This window comes from Bacillus sp. EKM501B (assembly GCF_011800505.1).
GTDB lineage: Bacteria > Bacillota > Bacilli > Bacillales > Bacillaceae_G > Bacillus_A > Bacillus_A cereus.
In genome coordinates this window covers 1-20,571 of sequence record NZ_JAALFZ010000033.1, presented here as the reverse complement: position 1 = coordinate 20,571, position 20,571 = coordinate 1, and the positions used below count along the sequence as shown (strand labels likewise).

Sequence of the window (20,571 nt, the reverse complement as noted above, 5' to 3'; positions counted from 1 at the left end):
CTCCGCAGGTAGGACTCGAACCTACGACCGATCGGTTAACAGCCGATAGCTCTACCACTGAGCTACTGCGGAATAATGAAGACAATTTGTATCTTATAAAAATTCTCTCTGTAAGTCAAGAAGTTTTTAACAACATCTTGTTCAAACGTGACATGTTTATAATATACTGGATTGCGTTTTTACTGTCAAGATGTTTTCGATATCGGTTTGAGTTTCCCTTTACACTTTCCACAGACATATCTTTTTGTATTTATTTGACGCCTTCTTACATATTGAAGTGAACACTCCATACATTCATACTTATAAATCTTTTTTTCCTTCTCTTCATTAATCATTTGTTTACAAAAACGTGGTGCATCAACTTTCTTTAACAACTCACGGAAATCCCTGTCCCTGTGCTTATACCCTCTTCCTGCAATATGTAAGTGATAATGACAAAGCTCATGTTTAATAATCCCGACTAACTCTTCTTCACCATACACTTCGTAATATCGATAATTCAGTTCGATATTATGACTCTTCAATAAATAACGCCCACCAGTTGTACGTAATCTATTATTAAACACTGCTTTATGTAAGAACGGCCTCTCAAAGTATTGTAGTGACACTTCTTCCACTAGTCGCTGAATTTCTTGCTCATCCACTCTCATTCCTCCTAAACAAAAAAATATTTTTACACTTTTCTCCCTTCTTATACATATATTAAATAGTACATATACCCATCCTCATGTAAGAAACGTGGTTTCTAAAAACAAAACATGAATAGAAATCCACTCACCAACCTCTCATCAATAGCATTTTAGATTTTTGAGAGCAGGATTAAACAAGGAGGGATTCCTATGCCTACGTGGCTAAAAAAACAAATGCAACGTGCATATTTCGAAAAAAACCGGTATCAAATTAAATTATTAAATGAATGCTGGTTTTATTATAGCAAAATACATCAAAGCTCATAATCCATTACACTTTTTATTCCATAAAAAAAGAGCAGTTTCGTCTGCTCTCTTCTCTTACTATTCAATCGGCAACATAGATAGTGCAACGCGTCCTTTTTTTGTATCAATATCATCTACCCATACTTTTACAATTTGCCCTACTGATACAACATCTAACGGATGCTTTACAAACTGTTTGCTAAGTTTAGAAATATGTACTAAACCATCTTGCTTTACGCCAACATCAACAAAAGCACCAAAATCAACAACGTTACGAACTGTTCCTTCTAGTTCCATACCACGTTTTAAATCTTCTAATTTCAAAATCCCTTTTTTCAGAAGTGGTTTAGGCAACTCATCCCTCATATCTCTTTCTGGACTAATAAGCGCATCTATAATATCAACTAACGTCGGCTCCCCAACTCCTGTTTCTTGAGATAACTTAGAAATCTCTACTTCTTCCAATCTCTTTTGTAATTGCGGTTGTCCTACGTCATCTATCGATAACCCTAGACTCTTCAATAACAATTCAACATTTTTATATTGCTCTGGATGAATACCTGTTCGATCTAATGGATTCGCTCCTTCTAGTATACGTAAGAAACCTATACATTGTTCATACGTCTTTGCACCTAAACGCGGGATTTTCTTTAATTCCGTGCGCTTCGTGAATTTCCCATCTTCTTCTCTCTTTGCCACAATATTTTTCGCAACAGTTTTCGATAAACCTGAAACATATTGTAACAATGCAACCGAAGCCGTATTTACATTAACCCCAACTTGGTTAACAGCTGTTTCTACTACAAATGTTAATGACTCATTCAGTCTCTTTTGAGATACATCATGTTGGTATTGTCCAACCCCAACTGATTTAGGATCAATTTTCACAAGTTCAGCAAGTGGATCTTGCAGACGTCTTCCAATAGAAACGGCACTTCTCTCTTCAACTTGTAAATTCGGGAATTCCTCACGAGCTAAATCAGAGGCTGAATATACACTAGCACCCGCTTCATTTACAATAATATAAAAGACATCTCGGTTCACACTTTGTAATACATCTACTATAAACTCTTCTGTTTCTCTAGATGCTGTCCCATTACCAATTGCAATCATTTCAACTTGATATTTATCTATAATAGAAAGAACTTTCGTTTTTGCATCATCATATTTACGAACAGGTGGATGCGGATAAATAACATCGATATGTAGTACTTTCCCCGTATCATCTACTACAGACAATTTACAACCAGTTCTATATGCCGGATCTACCGCTAGCACGACTTTCCCTTTCATCGGAGGTTGTAATAATAAGTTACGTAAGTTCTCAGAGAAAATATGTATCGCTTGTTCTTCAGCTGTTTCTGTTAATTCTTTACGAATTTCTCTTTCGATTGAAGATTGAATTAATCGTTTATAACCATCTTCAATCGCTAATTGTACATAATGTGCACTTTTCGAATCGTTATCACGAATTACTTTCTTATTTAAGAAAGTTACTATCTCATCTACTGGCGGAACAACAGCAACTCTCAATATATCTTCTTTCTCGCCACGATTCATTGCTAATACACGATGTGGTACTACTTTTTGCAATGGTTCTTCATAACTGTAATACATTTCATATATATTCTTTTCATCTTTTTCTTCATCTTTCACGGACGAAGACATAACACCTTTTCTAAAAGTAACATTTCGAATCCAACTACGATACGCAGCTTCATCTGAAACCATTTCTGCAATAATGTCTTGTGCACCTTGTAAAGCTTCTTCTGCAGATTGCACTTCTTTCTCTACATTAATAAATTCCACTGCCTTTTTAGCCGGATCTTCTTTCTTATATAACAATAACCATTCAGCTAATGGTTCTAATCCTTTTTCTTTAGCAATTGTCGCTTTCGTTCTTCTTTTCTCTTTATATGGACGATATAGATCTTCTACTTCTTGCAACTTTGTAGCTTTAACAATTTGCTGTCGTAGCTCTTCTGTCAGTTTCCCCTTCTCATCAATAAGACGAAGAACTTCTTCCTTCCTATCTTCAAGTTGCATCATATATTGCCATCTCTCTAAAATCGTACGAATTTGCACCTCATCTAAAGAGCCTGTCCATTCTTTTCGGTAACGAGCAATAAATGGAACTGTGTTACCTTCTTCTGTTAATTGAATAACATGACGAACTTGCTTTTCGGTAAAGCCTAATTCTTTCACTAACATTTTCATTAACGCTTGTCGATTATCTACCATTTCCATATACAACCGTAACCTCCTCTATAATAAAAAAAGTTGCCCTTCAAAGAGAGCAACTTAAACTGCCGATTTAAAAATCTATTAGTCCTAAACTAATTTGTAACGCTTCATCTACACGACTCATCATCACTTCATCCAAATGAGTGATTTTGTCCGTTAAGCGTTGCTTATCGATTGTTCGAATCTGCTCAAGTAAAATAACAGAATCTCTCTCAAAACCATACTTTTTCGCATCAATTTCCACATGAGTGGGTAATTTCGCTTTTTGAATCTGTGCAGTAATAGCCGCTACAATCACCGTTGGACTAAAACGATTTCCGATGTCATTTTGAATGACAAGAACCGGACGAACGCCTCCTTGCTCAGAACCAACAACTGGGGAAAGGTCTGCAAAATACACGTCGCCGCGTTTTACAATCAAAATATTACCCCCCGCTAACTAAGCGTTCTACTGTATGAGCTGCTTCATACTCTGCTAAGAAAGCTTCAGATGCAATACCAAGATTAATTTTTCCCATTTCAATGTACCCACGTCGCATTGATTCATGTTGGTAGCGTTTCTTCGTCTTATGTTGACGCAATAACAATTGTGTTGCCTGGCAAATTAGTTCATGGCGATTCTTATTCTCTTGTTTTCCAATTCCGTCCAATTCCGTTACCATTTGCTTTGGCAACCGAACCACGATTTCAGTAGTTACACTTGATTCGGACACAAAAATACACCTCCACCGTCAACTACACACCCAAATATATATATGACACCTATTGTAATAATACCATTGTATGGAGCCTGTTGCAAAGACTTCCTTATTCCTTGCTTATGTTTTCCAATTCACAAACAAAACATTCATCTTCTTAAATTTTTTATCTCATAACTAACTAAAAACAATAGAACTCCTCTTCAAAACTTACGTGCAACTTATATAAAAAATGATTATAAGTAAAAAGCTTCTCATCAAAAAGAGCTTATTATCCAGCAATGAACAGTCACTCCAATGACAAGAAGCAATCATACTACCTTCTATATATTGTTCAAGTAATTAATTATCTCTACAACCTTACCATTCCGTATAAATATTCTTGGCACACGGAAACTGATCGTTGCAATAATTTCATAATTAATAGTCCCTGAGTATTCCGCAACCTCTGTAGCGCTAATATACTCATCTCCTTGCCTTCCAATAAGCGTAACTTTCGTACCAAGTGGCACTTCACAAGGAAGATGAATCATGAACTGATCCATTGTTACTCGCCCTACAATCGGTACCCTTTTACCATTTATAAGCACTTCAAATCCTTGTAACCTTCTAAGCCACCCATCTGCATAGCCAATCGCTACAGTCGCAATCCATTCTTCAGTTTTCGTTCGATAGGTGACGTTATAACTAATTCCATCACCTTTAATTACCTGTTTAATATGAGCAACTTTCGTATGAAGTGATAGCGCCGGTTCTAATTCAAATGGTAAAAAAGGACGTATTTCTACAGAAGGAGATAATCCATACATTGCAATCCCAATTCGCACTGCATTAAATGTAATCCCTTGAAAACGTAACGTCGCAGCACTATTAGCTGTATGAACAAACTTAGGATCCACTCCGAATTCTTTCAACCAACTTAACTGCTCCAAGAACGTGTTATATTGCTTATCAAAATACGAAGTCTCAACCTCATCTGCCGTTGCAAAATGCGTGTATACTCCTTCTAACTCTAAAAACGGTGCACCCTCTAAACTCTTTAAAAATTCTTTTAGCTCTTTTCTTTCACGTATTCCAATTCTCCCCATACCACTATCAAAGTTAATATGGAATTTCATTACAGATGAACCATCCCAAAGTTTAATTGCTTCTTCCACCCATTCTTTTTGAAAAACAGTTAGCGCTACATCATTTTCAGCAGCTACATTTACATCACGCGGCGGCGAGGGACCTAACACTAAAATCGGTTCAGTAATACCAGCCCTCCGAAGCACTAAAGCTTCATCTAAAAAAGCAACAGCTAACCTTGTTGCACCTGCTTCTAATGCCGTTTTAGCCACCGGTACATAATCGTGCCCATATGCGTTTGCTTTAACTACAGCAAAAATCTCTACATTACTTGGGATGAACTCTTTAATATGTGTAACGTTGTTATAAATGGCATCTAAATCCACTTCCACCCAAGTGTCACGGTAAAATGGTGCTTCTTCCATAAATACACTTCCTTATACACGATATGCGAAGCTTATTCTTTTATATGCTTCTTTTATGAAATCCACCTTCAAACTAAGAAAAGACGTGGTGCACATATATCACCACGTCTAAGAAGTTTACTTCACCTGCTTCGCTGTAACTGAACGAGCAACCATTAACAGCTCCTTCGGCTCTAAACCTTTAGACACGAGCATATATTCTACTCCGTTATGCGACCACGTTACAGAGTCTTTCGTCAATGCACCAATCGTAAACCCAAGATCAACTGGTTCTCCACTTACACTTACCGCTGATGATGCCTCTGCAACTTTTGCCTTTTCTTGTATTAAAGTAAAGGATTTCTTATTTCCAGTGTATGTGAGTATCGCACGCTTGCCACTGTCTGTCTTCAACTCTTTTTCATCTTTCAGAGTCATACCTTGTGGTGTATCAAGTGGATACAAAATAGCAAACGGTTTGTCTTCTTTCGCTGTTGTTTGAACATCTACCTGTGCTCTAGACATATTTTGTTTCGTATCAAATGCACCTTTATCAAATTTCGCATCGAATTTCACTTTAGAGAAATCTACTTTCACAAGAACATTTTGATCATTATCCATTAACTTCACTGAAACTGGAGTCAAGTCGCTCTTATTCAATGTAATCTCTTGTCTCGGCAACATATTTTGATGTTGATAGTTTGTTTTTGTTTTAAAAATATAATACTTATCTGTTTTCTCAAAAGTAAGGTTTTTCTTGTCCTGCAAAATATCTCTTACAAGTGATTCATATAAATAAGCCTGGCTACTATTTTGCGGCCAATCACTTTGAAAACGGAAGCTCTTATTAAGTGCTGGCGTTAATACAAATACACCTTCTTCATTTCTCAAAATAATTTGGCTCTGATCTTTTTTTGCATTTTTTAAATTCACACGATAAAAAGACGGTTCCTTATGCCAAATCTCTACGTTATATTCTTGAGGCTCATTGCCTGTTTTAATAGATAATTTTGCCTCAGCTTGATAACTTTTCATCCCTTTTACTTTTGATTCTAAATCTCTCACGACATCATCTTGCTTCTTTTCCATACAACCCGCCAACACAAAAACGGTCAACAAACCGACAAGAACTAAAAACAGACGCCTTTTCATCAATTCAGCCCCTTTGCCCCTATAAATGAATGGAAGATGTACCTTCCTTATCGCTACCTCAAATATATGAGACAAAGATATAAAATATGCAGACTAGCGTGACGAGCTTTCTAAAACAACTTGAGCAACAGCAAATTCCTTACTATGACTAATTGATAAATGAACAATATACTCTGTACTTGTAATCAGAATTGGCTTACCTCTTTCATCATTTTTCACTTCAATATCTAAAAAACTCACTTCTTTTCCGATACCAGTACCTACAGCTTTTGAATACGCCTCTTTCGCTGCAAACCTTCCAGCTACAAACTCTGTAAGACGACTTCCTTTCAGCTCCATAGCAACATTACGTTCATTTTCCGTTAAAATACGTTCCATAAATTTAAGCTTTCCATCTAGCATTTTTTCAATACGATTTAATTCAATAATATCGATACCAATCCCTATAATCATTTCGAAATCCCCTTCTTCTATTTAACTTTCTTCTTTCATATTGATAAGAATAACAGAGAATCTTTCTGATGCAAAAGGGGTGAAAGTAACCGTATGCTAATAAGATCCACTCATATTTCTTTACAACCGACTATTCTTACCTTACTTCTTATTCATTTAGTCATGATGATATTAGGCGACTTTTTTCTCTTACCACTGGCAGCCTCTAATGAATATATCGCTAAAGGAGAATGGTGGCGTGTCATAACTTCTCTTCTCGTACACGTAGACTTACAACATTTTCTTTCTAATAGTATTTTTTTGTTCGCTCTTGGTTCTTCTATCGAAAAGCAACTCGGACACTTTTCTTTTTTTATTCTATTTTTTCTCTCTGGAATTTCTGGAAATATTTCTTCTTATATTATTATGCCGCTTGAATATATTCACGCAGGTGCATCAGGTGGTATTTTCGGACTATTAGGTGCACAGTTATTTTTATTGTACAATCGATACCGCTCTTCAAAACCAAAAGAAATTGCCATTTTCTCAATTATGATTCTTCTATTACTGCTATTTACTTTCTTTAACCCTTCTGCCAATCCGATCAGTCATTTAACAGGCTTAATAACCGGTGGCATTTTAACCCCTTTTTTAACCAAAAAAAACGATGGTGCAAAGCTTATTTAATATAAAAGCTTGCACCATCGATAATTTCTACATCTACTTGTTCACTTAAATCTCTCATTAATTGAAATAAAGACTCATCCTTCATCTTCGCCTCAATCATACAATCAATTTGCGGAACACTTCCCTTTATCCTTCTTAAAAAAGATAAAAATGCCTCTACATTAATATAATCTGCATGAGCTCTTGGATCTTTCCCCTCTCTAGGGCTAGAGATATGCATTTTAACCGGCAACAAAGACGTTTCCCACGTATGAACGACACGTGCCCAATCTTCATACCAATCTTCTTGCTCATTATTCATCATATGGTGATGTAAGTCAAATACGACGGGAATATCTAATTTTTCTCCTAAATATAATGTTTCCTCTAACGTAAAGGTTGTATCATCATTTTCTAATATAATCATTTCTTGAATACCCCTTGGGACATTCGACCAATTCTCTATAAAGCGCTCTAATGCAAGTTCTTTATCTTTATATCCTCCTCCGACATGCAGTACACATCGTTGCTTATGTTCAATCCCCATACCTTTTAATAATTTTTTGTGCATCTGCAATGTTTTTACAGATTGTTTAAAAACACTCTCCTCAGGTGAATTTAGTACAACAAAATGATCTGGATGGAAATCAATTCTCATATTCATATGAACTGCATATTCACCTAGTTTTTTTAAATTTTCTTTTAAAGGACGAATATAGTTCCACTCTAGCAATTCCTCATGATTCGCTAAAGGAATGAGCTTTGAACTGAGCCGAAAGAAAGATATGTCATGCCCTTTATTATGCTTTAATAAACGTAAACAATTTTCTAAATTGGAATTAGCAATTCTTTCAAGTTTACGAATTGCAGCAGCACGATCATCTAATTTCTGAAACTGTGCATACGTCATCGTTTGAGATGGAGATGCATTCTTCAAATGTACACTCATCGCAACGTAACCAAGCCTTACAAGCATATAACAGCCCCTTTTCTATCATAACTATTATGTAGTATGCACAATTATAGAAATAAAAAAAGAGAATGCCCGCAAAGGGCATTCTCTTTTTTTTATTAAGCTTGTGGACGGCTATGATGTTTTCTTTCGCCGCGTCCATTTGAAGAACCAGGGCGACCTTGGCCTTCACCTCTACGACCACGACTACCACCATCACGATTGCGATCACGGTTTCCGTCACGATTACGTCCATCACGGTTACGGTCACGATTACGTCCATCGCCACCGCCGCGTGCATCACGACTACGATTACGGTTACCATCACGGTATCCGCCTCCGTTACCGCCGCGTTTTTTAGAACCGCCGCCTCTTGAAACAACAGGTGGTTCTGATGTTAAAGCGATCGGAGTTGTATCCGGCTCTTTAGTCATCATTTTTAAAGCAGCAGCTACTACTGTTACAGAGTCATTTTCTTCTAACATTTCTTCTGCAATACGCTTGTAGTATGCTAAGTTTTCATTTTCAATTGTGCTTTGAAGCTTTTCAGCGATTAAACGTTGTTGACCTTCTAATGCCTCGTCAAGTGTCGGTGCATCCATGCGGTCCATTTTACGTTTTGTTGTACGCTCGATATTTTTTAATTGTCCTGATTCACGTGGTGTTACAAATAGCATTGCAATACCTTTTTTACCTGCACGACCAGTACGACCGATACGGTGAACGTATGATTCTGGATCTTGTGGAATATCGAAGTTATATACGTGCGTTACGCCTGAAATATCAAGACCACGTGCAGCAACGTCTGTTGCAACAAGAACTTCAATAGAACCTTCTTTAAATTTACGTAATACAGACATACGTTTCGCCTGAGTTAAATCACCGTGAATACCTTCTGCAGCATAACCACGTAAGTTTAATGCTTCTGATAATTCATCAACACGACGCTTTGTACGACCGAATACGATTGCAAGCTCTGGAGATTGAATATCTAATAAGCGTGTTAACACGTCAAACTTTTTCTTTTCTTGCACTTCTAAATAGAACTGCTGAATGTTTGGCATTGTTACTTCTTTTGCTTTTACTTTAATGTGTTGAGGCTCAGTCATGAAACGCTCAGCAATACGGCGGATTGGATCCGGCATTGTCGCTGAGAATAGTAATGTTTGATGTGTTTCTGGCACATCTGTTAAAATTGCTTCAATGTCTTCAATGAAGCCCATGTTTAACATTTCATCCGCTTCGTCAAGAACAACTGTCTCTACGTTTTGCAGACGAAGTGTTTTACGGTTAATATGATCTAAAATACGACCCGGCGTACCAACAATAATGTGTGGGTGTTTTTTTAGAGCACGAATTTGGCGGTTAATATCTTGACCACCATAAATTGGTAAAATGCGAACACGTTTATGCTTACCAATTTTGTATAATTCTTCTCCAACTTGAATTGCTAATTCACGCGTTGGCGCGATAACAATACCTTGAACCGATTCTTTATGTGTATCCACTTTATCTAATAGTGGTAATCCGAATGCTGCTGTTTTCCCTGTACCTGTTTGCGCTTGCCCAATAATATCTTTACCTTGCAATGCATGTGGAATTGTTTCAGCTTGAATTGGTGTAGCCTCTTCAAAGCCCATACTTTCAACAGATTGCAGTAAAGAATCACTTAATCCTAATTCTCGAAATGTTGTCAATGTTACTTCTCCTTTTCTATCCTATACTTATCATTTAAAAAAAGGCGTTTTCCGAATTTGCGGAAAAGCCCTTTTCCTGAATGCTCACGTATATAAACGGGCGTATATTCTTCACGAAAATACTTCTAAACGTTATTACACTTTATCAATTATAAGTTTTGTATGTGTAAAAAGCAAACCCAACTGTTACCTTATTTTCATATTCAGAGTTTTTTTCTTCACTTTTATTTTTTTATATTTACTGTAAGCGCTTATTATAAGTTTCTTCTATTTTCGTAACTATCATCCCTATTTATATACACCAATTATTTCAACATCGTAATTACTTCTTCTAATTTCATACCGCGAGATGCTTTTATTAATACAACATCTTTCACATCGACTACTGCTTGTAAATCTTTTACTAACTCTTCTTTATTATCATACGCCTTTACACGTTCATTAGGGAAATTAATTTTCGCTCCTTCAGCAATTTGAGCCCCTAATCTACCGTATGTGAATACATGCGAGATTTTTGCTGGATCGATTAATTTTCCTACCTCATAATGGAACTGTACTTCTTGATCTCCAAGTTCTAACATATCACCGAGCACAACGATTTTTTTAGCAAAACCATCTAAACCATTCATTAAATGGAATGCTGCTTCCATAGCCGTCGGACTTGCATTATAAGCATCGTTGATAATTGTTAAACCACTATTTGTTTTCACAATTTCCATACGCATGCCCGTCATTTGAAGTGTTACTAAACCTTCTTTCATCTCTTCCCACGTTACACCAAAATGTTTCGCAATTGCCATTGAAGCAAGTGTATTATACACATTATGTTTTCCTAACACCGGTAAGTAGAATGAAATATTTTCATCTCTATTCATTTTGAAATGTGTCCCAGTTGCTTGTAATGTTACAGTCGTTGGATAATAATCGTTTGCTCTTGCATCACCAAACGTAACCGTTTCTGTTGCTAAATTCATTTCAGGAACACGATTCGTTAATAAAGGCTCATCTCCGTTATATACGAACACGCCACCTTCTTGTAACCCTGTAACAATTTCTAATTTCGCTTCAGCAATTGCCTCACGAGATCCTAAATCCATTAAATGTGCCTCACCAATATTCGTAATGATAGCTGCATTAGGACGAGCTAACTTAGATAAGAATTCAATTTCGCCTCGGCTTGACATACCCATCTCTAATACTGCTACTTCTGTAGTTTCTTCTAAGTTTAAAATGGTAAGAGGTAATCCGATATGGTTATTGAAGTTCCCTTCTGTTTTTTGCACTTTGAATTTAGTCGCAAGAAGACTTGTTACAATATCTTTCGTAGATGTTTTACCGTTACTACCCGTTACACCTACAACTTTAACATCCAATTGATCACGATAGTTTTTCGCTAACATTTGCAATGCGGATAGCGTGTCTTCCACAAAAATAACCGGAAGATTCTCAGGTGGATTCGCTACATCTTTCATCCATAATGTAGCCACAGCTCCATTTTCAACAGCTTTATCTACAAAAGCATGTCCATCAAAGCGCTCCCCTTGAATCGGAACATACAAGTTTCCTTTTTCAATTTTTCTTGTATCAATAGACACGCCTTGAATAGTAATTCCCTCATATTGCTCTGCTAATCCAGTACCATTTACCATCTGTTCCACTTGCTTTAACATTCGCTTTATCATATAAAAACGCTCCTTACATAGAGGAAGCACTATTCCTACGAATAGTGCTTCCTCCTTTTTTGTTAGATTGTATATTTAATTTTTTGTTTTTCTTCGTGACGTTCAATCGCTAAACGAATTAGCTCTTCGATTAATTCTGGATACGGTAACCCAGTATGTTGCCATAATAGAGGGAACATACTGAACGGTGTAAATCCTGGCATTGTGTTTACTTCGTTAATATACACTTCTCCATCTTTCGTTAAGAAGAAATCAGCTCGCGTTAAACCTGCACCGTCTAATGATTGGAATGCAATAATTGCATCACGCTTAATTACATTAGATTCTTCTTCTGTCATTTCAGCTGGAATAATTAGCGCCGTATCACCATCGATATATTTCGACTTATAATCATAGAAGTCCTTTTTCGGAACGATTTCACCTACAACTGAACATTTCGGCTCATCATTACCTAGTACCCCAACTTCTACTTCACGACCTACAATATTTTCTTCTACAATAATTTTGCGATCAAATTGGAATGCCTCTACAAATGCATCCTCAAGTTCTTCACGATTTTTACACTTATTAATACCAACACTTGAACCAAGGTTCGCTGGTTTTACGAAGCAAGGATATCCTAACTTATCTTCTACTTTAGAATAAGCTTCCTCACGATTTTTTTCCCATGCACTACGAATGAAGGATGCATATTTTGCTTGTTTTAAACCAGCCTCTGCAAAGATGTTTTTCATAACAACTTTATCCATACCAGCAGATGATGCTAGAACACCATTTCCTACATAAGGGATATTCATTAATTCTAATAGTCCTTGAACCGTTCCATCTTCACCGTTTGGTCCATGTAGTAATGGGAAAATAACGTCAATAGCATTCTCCTCAGAAGCTGCAGATGGGATAATTTCTGTACTTAATGATAACGGAGAAATCGCATTTTCTGCACCGCTCATTTTTAAAGCTTCAACATCTGTTACTTCGCCTTCAATACGCTCACCGCGTACCCATTGACCTTGTTCTGTAATATAAATTGGATGAATCTCGAATTTATCTTGATTTAACGCTTTAATAGCAGCAAGAGCCGTCTGTAGCGAAACTTGATGCTCAGCTGATTTTCCACCATATAATAAACCTAATTTAATTTTCGTCAATGAAATCACCCTAACCAATTGTTTTCATTTTTCTATTTTAGCACTTTTTATAAAAATAGGTAGTTCCTATTTGAAATAAAATGTAACTTCCATAAATAATTAAATAACATCACTTATTGGTTTTTCATTTCATTTTCTATATAGCTACACAAAATAAAATGGCAATCTAATCTAGTTATGTACCTAAAATATGTAGAAATCCCCTTTTTTGTGTATATCACCTATTCACTAAGAAGATTGTTTGGTTAGTGTGTCTTTTTGCCTTTGCTCCACAAGGCGATCTAAAGAAACATATACAATACCTGCAACTACACATCCTACAGCTAAAATTGTAAATAGAAAGTGACCAAGTAATCGATCTAATAAAAAACCTCCCAAAAGTGGACCAAATGCGCTTCCTGTAATCCACTGCAAACTTGCAGCTCCCATATAAGTCCCTCTCAAATGCTCAGGGGCCAAATTTGCTACAAATGTCATCTGTACAGGCGACATAATCATCTCACCTAACGTATATATAGCATAAACGAACAGTAGTGTTATTAAAATAATTGTAGCATTTGTATTAAATTCTCCAAACCACTTCGGTAACCACCCTATAAAAAATAATCCAATCCCGAATAAACATGCACCATATAACATCGTCTTCCCGACTGGTTTGTCCGTAGCCCATTTTGAAATTTGAAACTGGAATAAAACAACTAATAGTCCGTTTAACGCCATTAAATATGGATATGGATTATTCGTTCCAAAAATACGCTTCATTTCATTATCAAAATGTAGTGGCAGCATGCCTTCCGTTTGAGAAAACCCCATCGAAATGATAATACCTGCTAATAAGTAAATCATTAATGCCTTATCTCGCATTAAAATTTTCCAAACTGCCCCAGATTCCTTTTCTTTATGTTCTTCCTTATCTATCCTCTTTGGCATCGTCTCTTGAATAAGAAGTAATACAAGTAACGCATAAAATAGCATTGTAGAAGAGGCAATAATAAATACAAGGTTCTTTGACAACACAACTACTGATGCTCCCATTATCGGACCAATCGCAGCACCTATATTGTGTCCCATTCGTAATAAACCATATGCCTCTGTTCTTTTTTCTGGTGCCGTTACATCCGCGACCATAGCTGATGCAGCTGGATGAAATAAAGAATTACTCAACCCTAAAAAAATAGATAAAATTGCATACGGAATAAATCCTTCTATAAATAGAAAACCGAGCATTAATAATGCATTACTTGCCATAGAAAATATCATAATAGGCTTTCTTCCATATATGTCAGCAATTCTCCCTCCTATAAGTGATCCAAAGCTTGCAGCAATTGGAGAAAGCGCCATAATAACCCCAACTTCCAACAACGAATCTACCTTATCTTTTAAATATAATGCAAAAAAAGGCATTAACATCATCATTGCAATTCCATTTAACGTCTCTCCAATAAATCGAATCCATACGTTACGGTCCATCTCCCTTAACTCACGCCACGTATTTTTCATCATTCCACCCCTTTAGTTAGCCAACAATTATCTTATAACAAGTTCAGAAAAATGTAAATTTTCAAATAAAAAAATCCATTCTAACAGAATTAGAATGGATTTTTTCGCTTATAAATTTGCAACATCATCTTCTTTTTTACTATTATTTAAAGCACTATGTTTTCGGCTATATAAGAAGTAAACCGCTATACCAATAACCATCCATATCCCAAAACTAATCCACGCTGTCCCTGATAATTGAAGCATTAAGTATAAACAGAAAATCACTGTTAATGCTGGTAAAAATGGTACAAGCGGAGCCTTAAATGCCCTTGGTAAGTCTGGATGAGTTCTTCTCATTACGATTACCGCAACAGCTACAAGTGCAAATGCTGACAATGTCCCCATATTTACAAGATGTGCTAAAACATTTAAATCTATTAATCCTGAAATCAGTGCCGCAATAATCCCCGTTGTCCATGTATTTAAAAATGGCGTTTTAAATTTCGGATGAACTTTAGCAAGACGCTTCGGCAGTAAACCATCTCGGCTCATCGCATAAGAAACACGAACTTGCCCATACATCATAACTAGCATTACTGTTGTAATTCCTGTAATTGCTCCTACTGAAATTACCCCCGCTAAACCATCTTGTCCAATAAATTGAAGTGCAAAAGCAACTGGATCTGATATATTTAGCTGGCCGTATGGAACAATTCCTGTCAAAATAAGCGAAACAACGATATAAAGAACTGTACAAATTAATAACGATGCAATAATACCAATTGGTAAATCACGTTGCGGACGTTTCACTTCTTCTGCCGCTGTTGAAACTGCATCAAATCCTATAAATGCGAAGAATACTGTAGCCGCTCCAGCCATTACACCATCTAAACCAAATGGCATAAAGGGCGTCCAGTTTTCAGGTTTCACATAATTAAAACCAGCAAAGATAAAAATAAGAACAACTGCTATTTTAATAAATACCATAATGTTATTTACTCGTGCACTTTCACGAACACCCCTAGATAAAAGAACTGTCATCACTAAAATAATTAGAACTGCAGGTAGATCAATTATTCCACCCTTTCCTGTACCAGGAGCCGAGGAGAGAATAGTCGGAATGTGAATTCCAAACCCCTTTAATAAAGATTGAAAATATGCAGACCAACCGTTTGCTACAGCAGATGTAGCAAGTAAATATTCAAGCATTAAGTCCCAGCCAATTAAAAATGCGAACACTTCCCCCATCGTCGCGTATGTATACGTATACACACTGCCCGAGACAGGAACTGAAGAAGCAAATTCAGCATAACAAAATGCAGCAAAGGCACAAGCTAACGCGGCAATCGCAAATGATAATATAATAGCTGGCCCAGAATGTTTCGCTGCCACAACACCCGTTAGAACAAAAATACCAGTTCCAACAATTGCTCCGATTCCAAGCATAGTTAAATCTAGCGCACCCAATGTTCTTGCTAACGTTTTTTGCTTACTTTCATGCATTAACTTTGCAATTGGCTTCTTTTGAAAAATTTGCTTCATCTTTCACTCCTCCAAGTTTTAAATTTTCTGAAAATTTTTAATTCGCTTTTTTATTTTACTCATTACGCTTTTCCTAGTCAATACTTTTGTCGAAACAAGTAGAAATTCTTCTGAATATGCACGATCCTTATTATTCTTTCTATATATCTTTCCATTATTTTTTTGGTATTATTATACATGTCGATTCCGTGAAAAAGGCATGCCCCCTTATTGAGAGCATGCCTTTTTTACTTATTTCACAGTATATGAACCTTGTTCAATCCAGCTATACATATACTTTTCATCTTCTGTTTCATGTGCTTGTTTTACAATACGAAGCGGACGGAATGTGTCTATCATAACAGCTAATTCAAGCGTCTCTTTCTTCCCTATACTTGCCTCTGTTTTCCCCGGATGCGGTCCATGGGGAATCCCGCTCGGATGAAGTGTAATAGAACCTTCTTCCACACCTTTGCGACTCATAAAGTTTCCTTCTACATAGTAAAGAACTTCATCACTATTAACATTACTATGATAATATGGTGCTGGAATTGACTCTGGATGATAATCGTATAAACGTGGTACGAAAGAGCAAATAACAAAATTATGTCCTTCAAATGTTTGATGTACTGGCGGTGGCTGATGAATGCGCCCTGTAATTGGTTCAAAATCCTCTACATTAAATACCCACGGATATAAATAGCCATCCCATCCAACAACATCTAACGGGTGGTGTCCTAAAACATGTTTATGCATATAGCCTCTTGATTTTGTCATTACGACAAACTCGCCTTTTTCATCATATGTCTCTAATTTTTCTGGACCACGAAGATCTCTTTCACAAAACGGACTATGCTCTAACAATTGTCCGTATTCATTTCGATAACGACGCGGCGTTGTAATTTGGCTATTTGCCTCTACAACAAGAAACTTAGTCTCTCCTTCATCTGGAATAACACGATAAATCGTTCCAATTGGAATCGTTACATAGTCGCCTTTTCTATAGTGAATCGTTCCAAACATCGTTTCAATTTTCCCTGTTCCATAATGAACAAATAACATTTCATCGCCATCACCATTACGATAGAAATAATCCATTTTTTCTGTTGGACTCACTACTCCAATTAACAAATCTTCATTTCCAAGTATGAAATTCCGTCCACTTATTGCATCACCACTTTTTTTACTTTCTTTCGTTCGAAAGTGGCGATGAGAAAGAGCAACATCCTCTTCATACTGCAACTGACAAGAATGCGATAATGCAGAATGACCTACTTCTGTTGGCATATAATGATGATACAAAATAGACTGCGTACCAGAAAAACCTTTTGTTCCCATTACCTGTTCACGATAAAGCGACCCATCTTTTTTACGAAATTGTACATGTCGTTTATGAGGTAGTTCTCCCATGTGACGATAAAACATGCCCATCACCCGCTTCCTTTTCTTTTTTGATCGTATTACGTAGTGTACCTAAACCAGTAATCGACAGTTCTACAACATCTCCATCTTGTAGCCACTCTTCTGTACCCAGTTCTAAAATACATCCTGTTCCTACTGTCCCAGAACCAATCACATCTCCTGGATATAACGTAACGTCCTCTGAAGCACGTTCAATCATTTCAGCAAATGTATAGTAAATATCTTGGAAGTTTCCTTTTGATAATAGTTTTCCATTTACATGAGCAGTCATTTCTAAATTATATCGATCACCATTACGATAAACGTCTAATTCCTCTTTCGTAACGAGATGTGCTCCTAATGAAGTTGCAAAGTCTTTTCCTTTCGCTGGACCGAGACCTACTTTCATTTCTGTTGCTTGTAAGTCTCTCGCACTCCAGTCGTTCATAATACAATAACCAAAAATATATTCCTCTGCTTGCTCTCGAGAAATATTTCGCCCTTCTCTTCCTATTACGCAAGCAATCTCCAACTCATAATCAAGCTGTTTAGACTTTTTCGGACCAATTACAAAATCACCGGAACCAATTACAGCACGATGATTAGTAAAATAAAAAACCGGAATATCATACCATTCAGGCACAACATCTAATCCTCTTCGTCCACGAGCTGTTTTTACATGTTGTTCAAATGCGTAAAAATCTCGAATACTACTCGGATTAGGAAGAGCAGCTGTCAATTGTACTTCTTCTAAAGCATATATACCCTTATTTGGATTCTTAATATTCCGCACTACTTCTACATACTCATCCGCTTTCTCTAAAAAATCCATCATAGAAGAAGGGATTTTCCCTTCACTAGCAAGATTCATATCTATTACTTTGTCACCTTCAAGCCATCCAGCCCGTAGTTCTTTTGAAGGAAGACAAAATGTAACAAATTTCATCCTGATTCCTCCTTATAAAAATGAAATTTCCACCAGCAAAGGGACTTTTGCTGGTGGATACAAATCTTATAAGTTTCCGCGACGCTCTTGTTCTCTTTCAATTGATTCGAATAACGCTTTAAAGTTTCCTTCACCAAATCCACGAGAACCTTTACGTTGAATGATTTCAATAAATAAAGTCGGACGATCTACAATTGGTTTCGTAAAGATTTGTAGTAAGTAACCTTCATCATCACGATCTACTAAGATCTTTAATTCTTTTAACTTATCAATTTCTTCATCGATTTTTCCAACTCGTGCAGTTAGCTCATCGTAATAAGTATCAGGTGTATCTAAAAACTCCACCCCATTTGCACGAAGCGCTTCAACTGTTTTAACAATATCACTTGTTAATAAAGCAAGATGTTGTACACCAGCTCCATTATAGAATTCTAGATACTCTTGAATTTGTGACTTTCTCTTTCCGTCTGCTGGTTCGTTAATAGGAAACTTAATACGACTTCCATTCGTCATAACTTTTGACATTAACGCCGAATACTCTGTACTAATATCGTCATCATCAAAATGAATCATTTGTTTAAAGCCCATAACATTCTCGTAATAACTAACCCACTCTTCCATTTTTTCAACATTACCAACTACATGATCAACAGCAATTAAACCAGACTCCTCAAATGGAATATTAAATTCTACCTTTTGGAATCCTGGCATAAATGCCCCTTTATAATTTTTACGCTCTACAAGCGTATGAATTGTATCACCATACGTACCAATAACTGCTTTTTTCAATGTACCGTCCTCATCTGTTAATTCCTGCGGTGGAGCAATTGCGACGGCACCACGTTTCACTGCTTCTGAGTATGCTTTATCAACATCATCAACAAGTAGTGCCACATCCTTCACGCCATCACCATGAGTCTTTACAAACTCTGCAATACGATTTTCACTACTTAAAGCTCCAGACACAACGAAACGCATATTTTTTTGCACAAGAACATAAGATACCTTTTCACGGTTTCCAGTTTCTAATCCAGAGTAAGCTACAATTTTGAATCCGAACGCTCTCGCAAGATAATAACTCGATTGCTTTGCATTCCCTACGTAAAATTCCAAATGATCTACATCACGTACTGGAAAAAAGTCCTCCATTTGTGCAGCTAGCGTATCCATAGATTTTTGTTTCATAATATCTTCATCCCCCTGTAAATAGATTAAATGGTCCATACTTAAAACCAACCGAAAACGCTTCCAACATTAATTAATAGAAATTAGTTAGCAAGCTAACAAATTCTGACCTTTAAAATTTTCTATCTTTTCTGTCAAATTCCTCTTTTTTTCTTACATATAAAATTCGACTTTTTTCTCTTTGAAATAAAGCGGGATTTTATTCAGTGGATTTTTGATTATTCGTTGAATCAAGTTTCAACCGCAGCGTTTAATTAGCCATGAATGCTGGATAATGAGGTAACTTTAATACTTGAGGGTATATAAGAAGAATATAAAAAAGACTCCAACATATTAACTACTTACTAATACGTTAGAGTCTTTATTTTTTTTGAATGATTGTATTTATATATCTCATACTAATACATTTGCAAGGAATAGAATAAATGATGTTAATATTACCGCTCCACCTAAGGATCCTAATAAATCTGTTTTTGTTACTTGAAACACTTGTTCACTGTTCATATCCCTCATTCTCCTTCCTTTTTTGTTTAATTTAAAACTTCTATTATACTAATACACTTGATAAAAATACGATTAATGCTGTTAATACTACCGCTCCACTTGCTGATCCTACGAAATCACCTTTTGTTACTTGTAATACTTGCTCTTTCATATCATTTATCCTCCTTTTTTTCTTTTGTTACAAAGCTTCTATTATACTAATACGCTTGATAGAAATACGATTAACGCTGTTAATACTACCGCTCCACTTGCTGATCCTACGAAGTCACCTTTTGTTACTTGTAATACTTGCTCTTTCATATCTTTCATTCTCCTCTCTTTTTCTTTTATTACAAAACTTCTATTATACTAATACGCTTGATAAAAATACGATTAATGCTGTTAATACTACCGCTCCACTTGCTGATCCTACGAAGTCACCTTTTGTTACTTGTAATACTTGCTCTTTCATATC

Annotated in this window: 22 protein-coding genes and 1 tRNA gene; 2 read left to right on the top strand and 21 right to left on the bottom strand. The window is 36.3% G+C overall.

Annotated features, from left to right (window positions below; genetic code table 11):
* Both HFD78_RS28235 and HFD78_RS28230 read right to left on the bottom strand, forming a co-directional pair.
* Positions 1–72 (bottom strand) — tRNA-Asn (locus HFD78_RS28235).
* 113 nt (positions 73–185) lie between these two features.
* Positions 186–644: a SprT family protein gene (locus HFD78_RS28230; protein ID WP_000344240.1), complete on the bottom strand. Its 459-nt coding sequence runs from the start codon at positions 642–644 to the stop codon at positions 186–188.
* Between the two features lie 195 nt (positions 645–839).
* Between HFD78_RS28230 and cmpA the strand changes: the two genes are divergently transcribed.
* Positions 840–956, top strand: coding sequence for a cortex morphogenetic protein CmpA (gene cmpA / locus HFD78_RS28225; protein ID WP_001143642.1), 117 nt, complete (start codon positions 840–842; stop codon positions 954–956).
* Positions 957–1,013: 57 nt separating this feature from the next.
* Here the strand turns inward: cmpA and HFD78_RS28220 are convergent, their stop codons facing one another.
* The 6 genes from HFD78_RS28220 to acpS all read right to left on the bottom strand — a co-directional run bounded on the left by HFD78_RS28220 (position 1,014) and on the right by acpS (position 6,954).
* Positions 1,014–3,182, bottom strand: coding sequence for a Tex family protein (locus tag HFD78_RS28220; RefSeq protein WP_000426236.1), 2,169 nt, complete (start codon positions 3,180–3,182; stop codon positions 1,014–1,016).
* Between the two features lie 67 nt (positions 3,183–3,249).
* Positions 3,250–3,600, bottom strand: coding sequence for a type II toxin-antitoxin system endoribonuclease NdoA (gene ndoA, locus HFD78_RS28215; RefSeq protein WP_000635965.1), 351 nt, complete (start codon positions 3,598–3,600; stop codon positions 3,250–3,252).
* Positions 3,601–3,604: 4 nt separating this feature from the next.
* Entirely contained in the window at positions 3,605–3,892 is a 288-nt protein-coding gene (locus HFD78_RS28210) for an antitoxin EndoAI (protein ID WP_000004570.1), read from the bottom strand.
* 308 nt (positions 3,893–4,200) lie between these two features.
* Positions 4,201–5,370: an alanine racemase gene (gene alr, locus HFD78_RS28205; RefSeq protein WP_000390617.1), complete on the bottom strand. Its 1,170-nt coding sequence runs from the start codon at positions 5,368–5,370 to the stop codon at positions 4,201–4,203.
* A 117-nt stretch (positions 5,371–5,487) separates the two neighbouring features.
* Positions 5,488–6,438, bottom strand: a complete 951-nt coding sequence (locus HFD78_RS28200) for a LolA family protein (RefSeq protein ID WP_002060618.1) — start codon at positions 6,436–6,438, stop codon at positions 5,488–5,490.
* Positions 6,439–6,594: 156 nt separating this feature from the next.
* Complete coding sequence (gene acpS / locus HFD78_RS28195) at positions 6,595–6,954, bottom strand: holo-ACP synthase (RefSeq protein WP_000583417.1); 360 nt, start codon at positions 6,952–6,954, stop codon at positions 6,595–6,597.
* 93 nt (positions 6,955–7,047) lie between these two features.
* Between acpS and HFD78_RS28190 the strand changes: the two genes are divergently transcribed.
* Positions 7,048–7,620 (top strand): rhomboid family intramembrane serine protease, encoded by a 573-nt coding sequence (locus tag HFD78_RS28190; RefSeq protein WP_000908523.1) that lies wholly within the window; start codon positions 7,048–7,050, stop codon positions 7,618–7,620.
* On the opposite strand, the gene uvsE is transcribed toward HFD78_RS28190, so the two are convergent.
* The 13 genes from uvsE to HFD78_RS28125 all read right to left on the bottom strand — a co-directional run bounded on the left by uvsE (position 7,613) and on the right by HFD78_RS28125 (position 20,568).
* Positions 7,613–8,575 (bottom strand): UV DNA damage repair endonuclease UvsE, encoded by a 963-nt coding sequence (gene uvsE, locus HFD78_RS28185; RefSeq protein ID WP_000961161.1) that lies wholly within the window; start codon positions 8,573–8,575, stop codon positions 7,613–7,615. The two genes, HFD78_RS28190 and uvsE, sit on opposite strands and share 8 nt — an antisense overlap.
* Before the next feature lie 95 nt (positions 8,576–8,670).
* The gene (gene cshA, locus HFD78_RS28180) at positions 8,671–10,248 is read right to left on the bottom strand and encodes a degradosome RNA helicase CshA (protein ID WP_000206584.1); all 1,578 of its coding nucleotides are present in this window, start codon (positions 10,246–10,248) and stop codon (positions 8,671–8,673) included.
* A gap of 305 nt (positions 10,249–10,553) precedes the next feature.
* On the bottom strand, positions 10,554–11,930 hold the full coding sequence (gene murF / locus HFD78_RS28175; RefSeq protein ID WP_000595964.1) for a UDP-N-acetylmuramoyl-tripeptide--D-alanyl-D-alanine ligase: 1,377 nt from the start codon (positions 11,928–11,930) through the stop codon (positions 10,554–10,556).
* 62 nt (positions 11,931–11,992) lie between these two features.
* Positions 11,993–13,078 (bottom strand): D-alanine--D-alanine ligase, encoded by a 1,086-nt coding sequence (locus HFD78_RS28170; protein WP_000161427.1) that lies wholly within the window; start codon positions 13,076–13,078, stop codon positions 11,993–11,995.
* A gap of 228 nt (positions 13,079–13,306) precedes the next feature.
* Complete coding sequence (locus tag HFD78_RS28165) at positions 13,307–14,578, bottom strand: MDR family MFS transporter (RefSeq protein WP_000799714.1); 1,272 nt, start codon at positions 14,576–14,578, stop codon at positions 13,307–13,309.
* Positions 14,579–14,686: 108 nt separating this feature from the next.
* Entirely contained in the window at positions 14,687–16,102 is a 1,416-nt protein-coding gene (gene bcaP, locus HFD78_RS28160; protein ID WP_000809348.1) for a branched-chain amino acid transporter BcaP, read from the bottom strand.
* A gap of 231 nt (positions 16,103–16,333) precedes the next feature.
* The gene (locus HFD78_RS28155; protein ID WP_013141710.1) at positions 16,334–17,506 is read right to left on the bottom strand and encodes a homogentisate 1,2-dioxygenase; all 1,173 of its coding nucleotides are present in this window, start codon (positions 17,504–17,506) and stop codon (positions 16,334–16,336) included.
* Entirely contained in the window at positions 17,472–18,428 is a 957-nt protein-coding gene (locus HFD78_RS28150; protein ID WP_000673990.1) for a fumarylacetoacetate hydrolase family protein, read from the bottom strand. Before HFD78_RS28150 ends, HFD78_RS28155 begins: the two co-directional genes overlap by 35 nt.
* Positions 18,429–18,494: 66 nt before the next feature.
* A complete protein-coding gene (hppD, locus tag HFD78_RS28145; RefSeq protein WP_000810922.1) occupies positions 18,495–19,613 on the bottom strand; it encodes a 4-hydroxyphenylpyruvate dioxygenase in 1,119 nt (372 codons plus the stop codon).
* 393 nt (positions 19,614–20,006) lie between these two features.
* The gene (locus HFD78_RS28140; protein ID WP_001083690.1) at positions 20,007–20,117 is read right to left on the bottom strand and encodes a DUF3948 family protein; all 111 of its coding nucleotides are present in this window, start codon (positions 20,115–20,117) and stop codon (positions 20,007–20,009) included.
* A 43-nt stretch (positions 20,118–20,160) separates the two neighbouring features.
* Positions 20,161–20,277 carry a DUF3948 family protein gene (locus HFD78_RS28135; protein ID WP_025988984.1) on the bottom strand — a complete coding sequence of 39 codons (117 nt, stop codon included), beginning with the start codon at positions 20,275–20,277 and terminating at the stop codon, positions 20,161–20,163.
* Between the two features lie 32 nt (positions 20,278–20,309).
* Positions 20,310–20,426, bottom strand: coding sequence for a DUF3948 family protein (locus HFD78_RS28130; RefSeq protein ID WP_000654250.1), 117 nt, complete (start codon positions 20,424–20,426; stop codon positions 20,310–20,312).
* 34 nt (positions 20,427–20,460) lie between these two features.
* Positions 20,461–20,568 (bottom strand): DUF3948 family protein, encoded by a 108-nt coding sequence (locus HFD78_RS28125; protein ID WP_000664237.1) that lies wholly within the window; start codon positions 20,566–20,568, stop codon positions 20,461–20,463.
* Positions 20,569–20,571 lie beyond the last annotated feature (3 nt).

Excerpts from the sequence above, each read along its gene's own strand:
- cmpA (WP_001143642.1), top strand. The coding sequence starts at position 840 with ATGCCTACGTGGCTAAAAAAACAAATGCAACGTGCATATTTCGAAAAA.
- HFD78_RS28220 (WP_000426236.1), bottom strand. The coding sequence starts at position 3,182 with ATGGAAATGGTAGATAATCGACAAGCGTTAATGAAAATGTTAGTGAAA.
- alr (WP_000390617.1), bottom strand. The coding sequence starts at position 5,370 with ATGGAAGAAGCACCATTTTACCGTGACACTTGGGTGGAAGTGGATTTA.
- HFD78_RS28200 (WP_002060618.1), bottom strand. The coding sequence starts at position 6,438 with ATGGAAAAGAAGCAAGATGATGTCGTGAGAGATTTAGAATCAAAAGTA.
- acpS (WP_000583417.1), bottom strand. The coding sequence starts at position 6,954 with ATGATTATAGGGATTGGTATCGATATTATTGAATTAAATCGTATTGAA.
- HFD78_RS28190 (WP_000908523.1), top strand. The coding sequence starts at position 7,048 with ATGCTAATAAGATCCACTCATATTTCTTTACAACCGACTATTCTTACC.
- uvsE (WP_000961161.1), bottom strand. The coding sequence starts at position 8,575 with ATGCTTGTAAGGCTTGGTTACGTTGCGATGAGTGTACATTTGAAGAAT.
- murF (WP_000595964.1), bottom strand. The coding sequence starts at position 11,930 with ATGATAAAGCGAATGTTAAAGCAAGTGGAACAGATGGTAAATGGTACT.
- HFD78_RS28165 (WP_000799714.1), bottom strand. The coding sequence starts at position 14,578 with ATGAAAAATACGTGGCGTGAGTTAAGGGAGATGGACCGTAACGTATGG.
- bcaP (WP_000809348.1), bottom strand. The coding sequence starts at position 16,102 with ATGAAGCAAATTTTTCAAAAGAAGCCAATTGCAAAGTTAATGCATGAA.
- HFD78_RS28155 (WP_013141710.1), bottom strand. The coding sequence starts at position 17,506 with ATGTTTTATCGTCACATGGGAGAACTACCTCATAAACGACATGTACAA.
- HFD78_RS28150 (WP_000673990.1), bottom strand. The coding sequence starts at position 18,428 with ATGAAATTTGTTACATTTTGTCTTCCTTCAAAAGAACTACGGGCTGGA.
- hppD (WP_000810922.1), bottom strand. The coding sequence starts at position 19,613 with ATGAAACAAAAATCTATGGATACGCTAGCTGCACAAATGGAGGACTTT.
- HFD78_RS28140 (WP_001083690.1), bottom strand. The coding sequence starts at position 20,117 with ATGAACAGTGAACAAGTGTTTCAAGTAACAAAAACAGATTTATTAGGA.
- HFD78_RS28130 (WP_000654250.1), bottom strand. The coding sequence starts at position 20,426 with ATGAAAGATATGAAAGAGCAAGTATTACAAGTAACAAAAGGTGACTTC.
- HFD78_RS28125 (WP_000664237.1), bottom strand. The coding sequence starts at position 20,568 with ATGAAAGAGCAAGTATTACAAGTAACAAAAGGTGACTTCGTAGGATCA.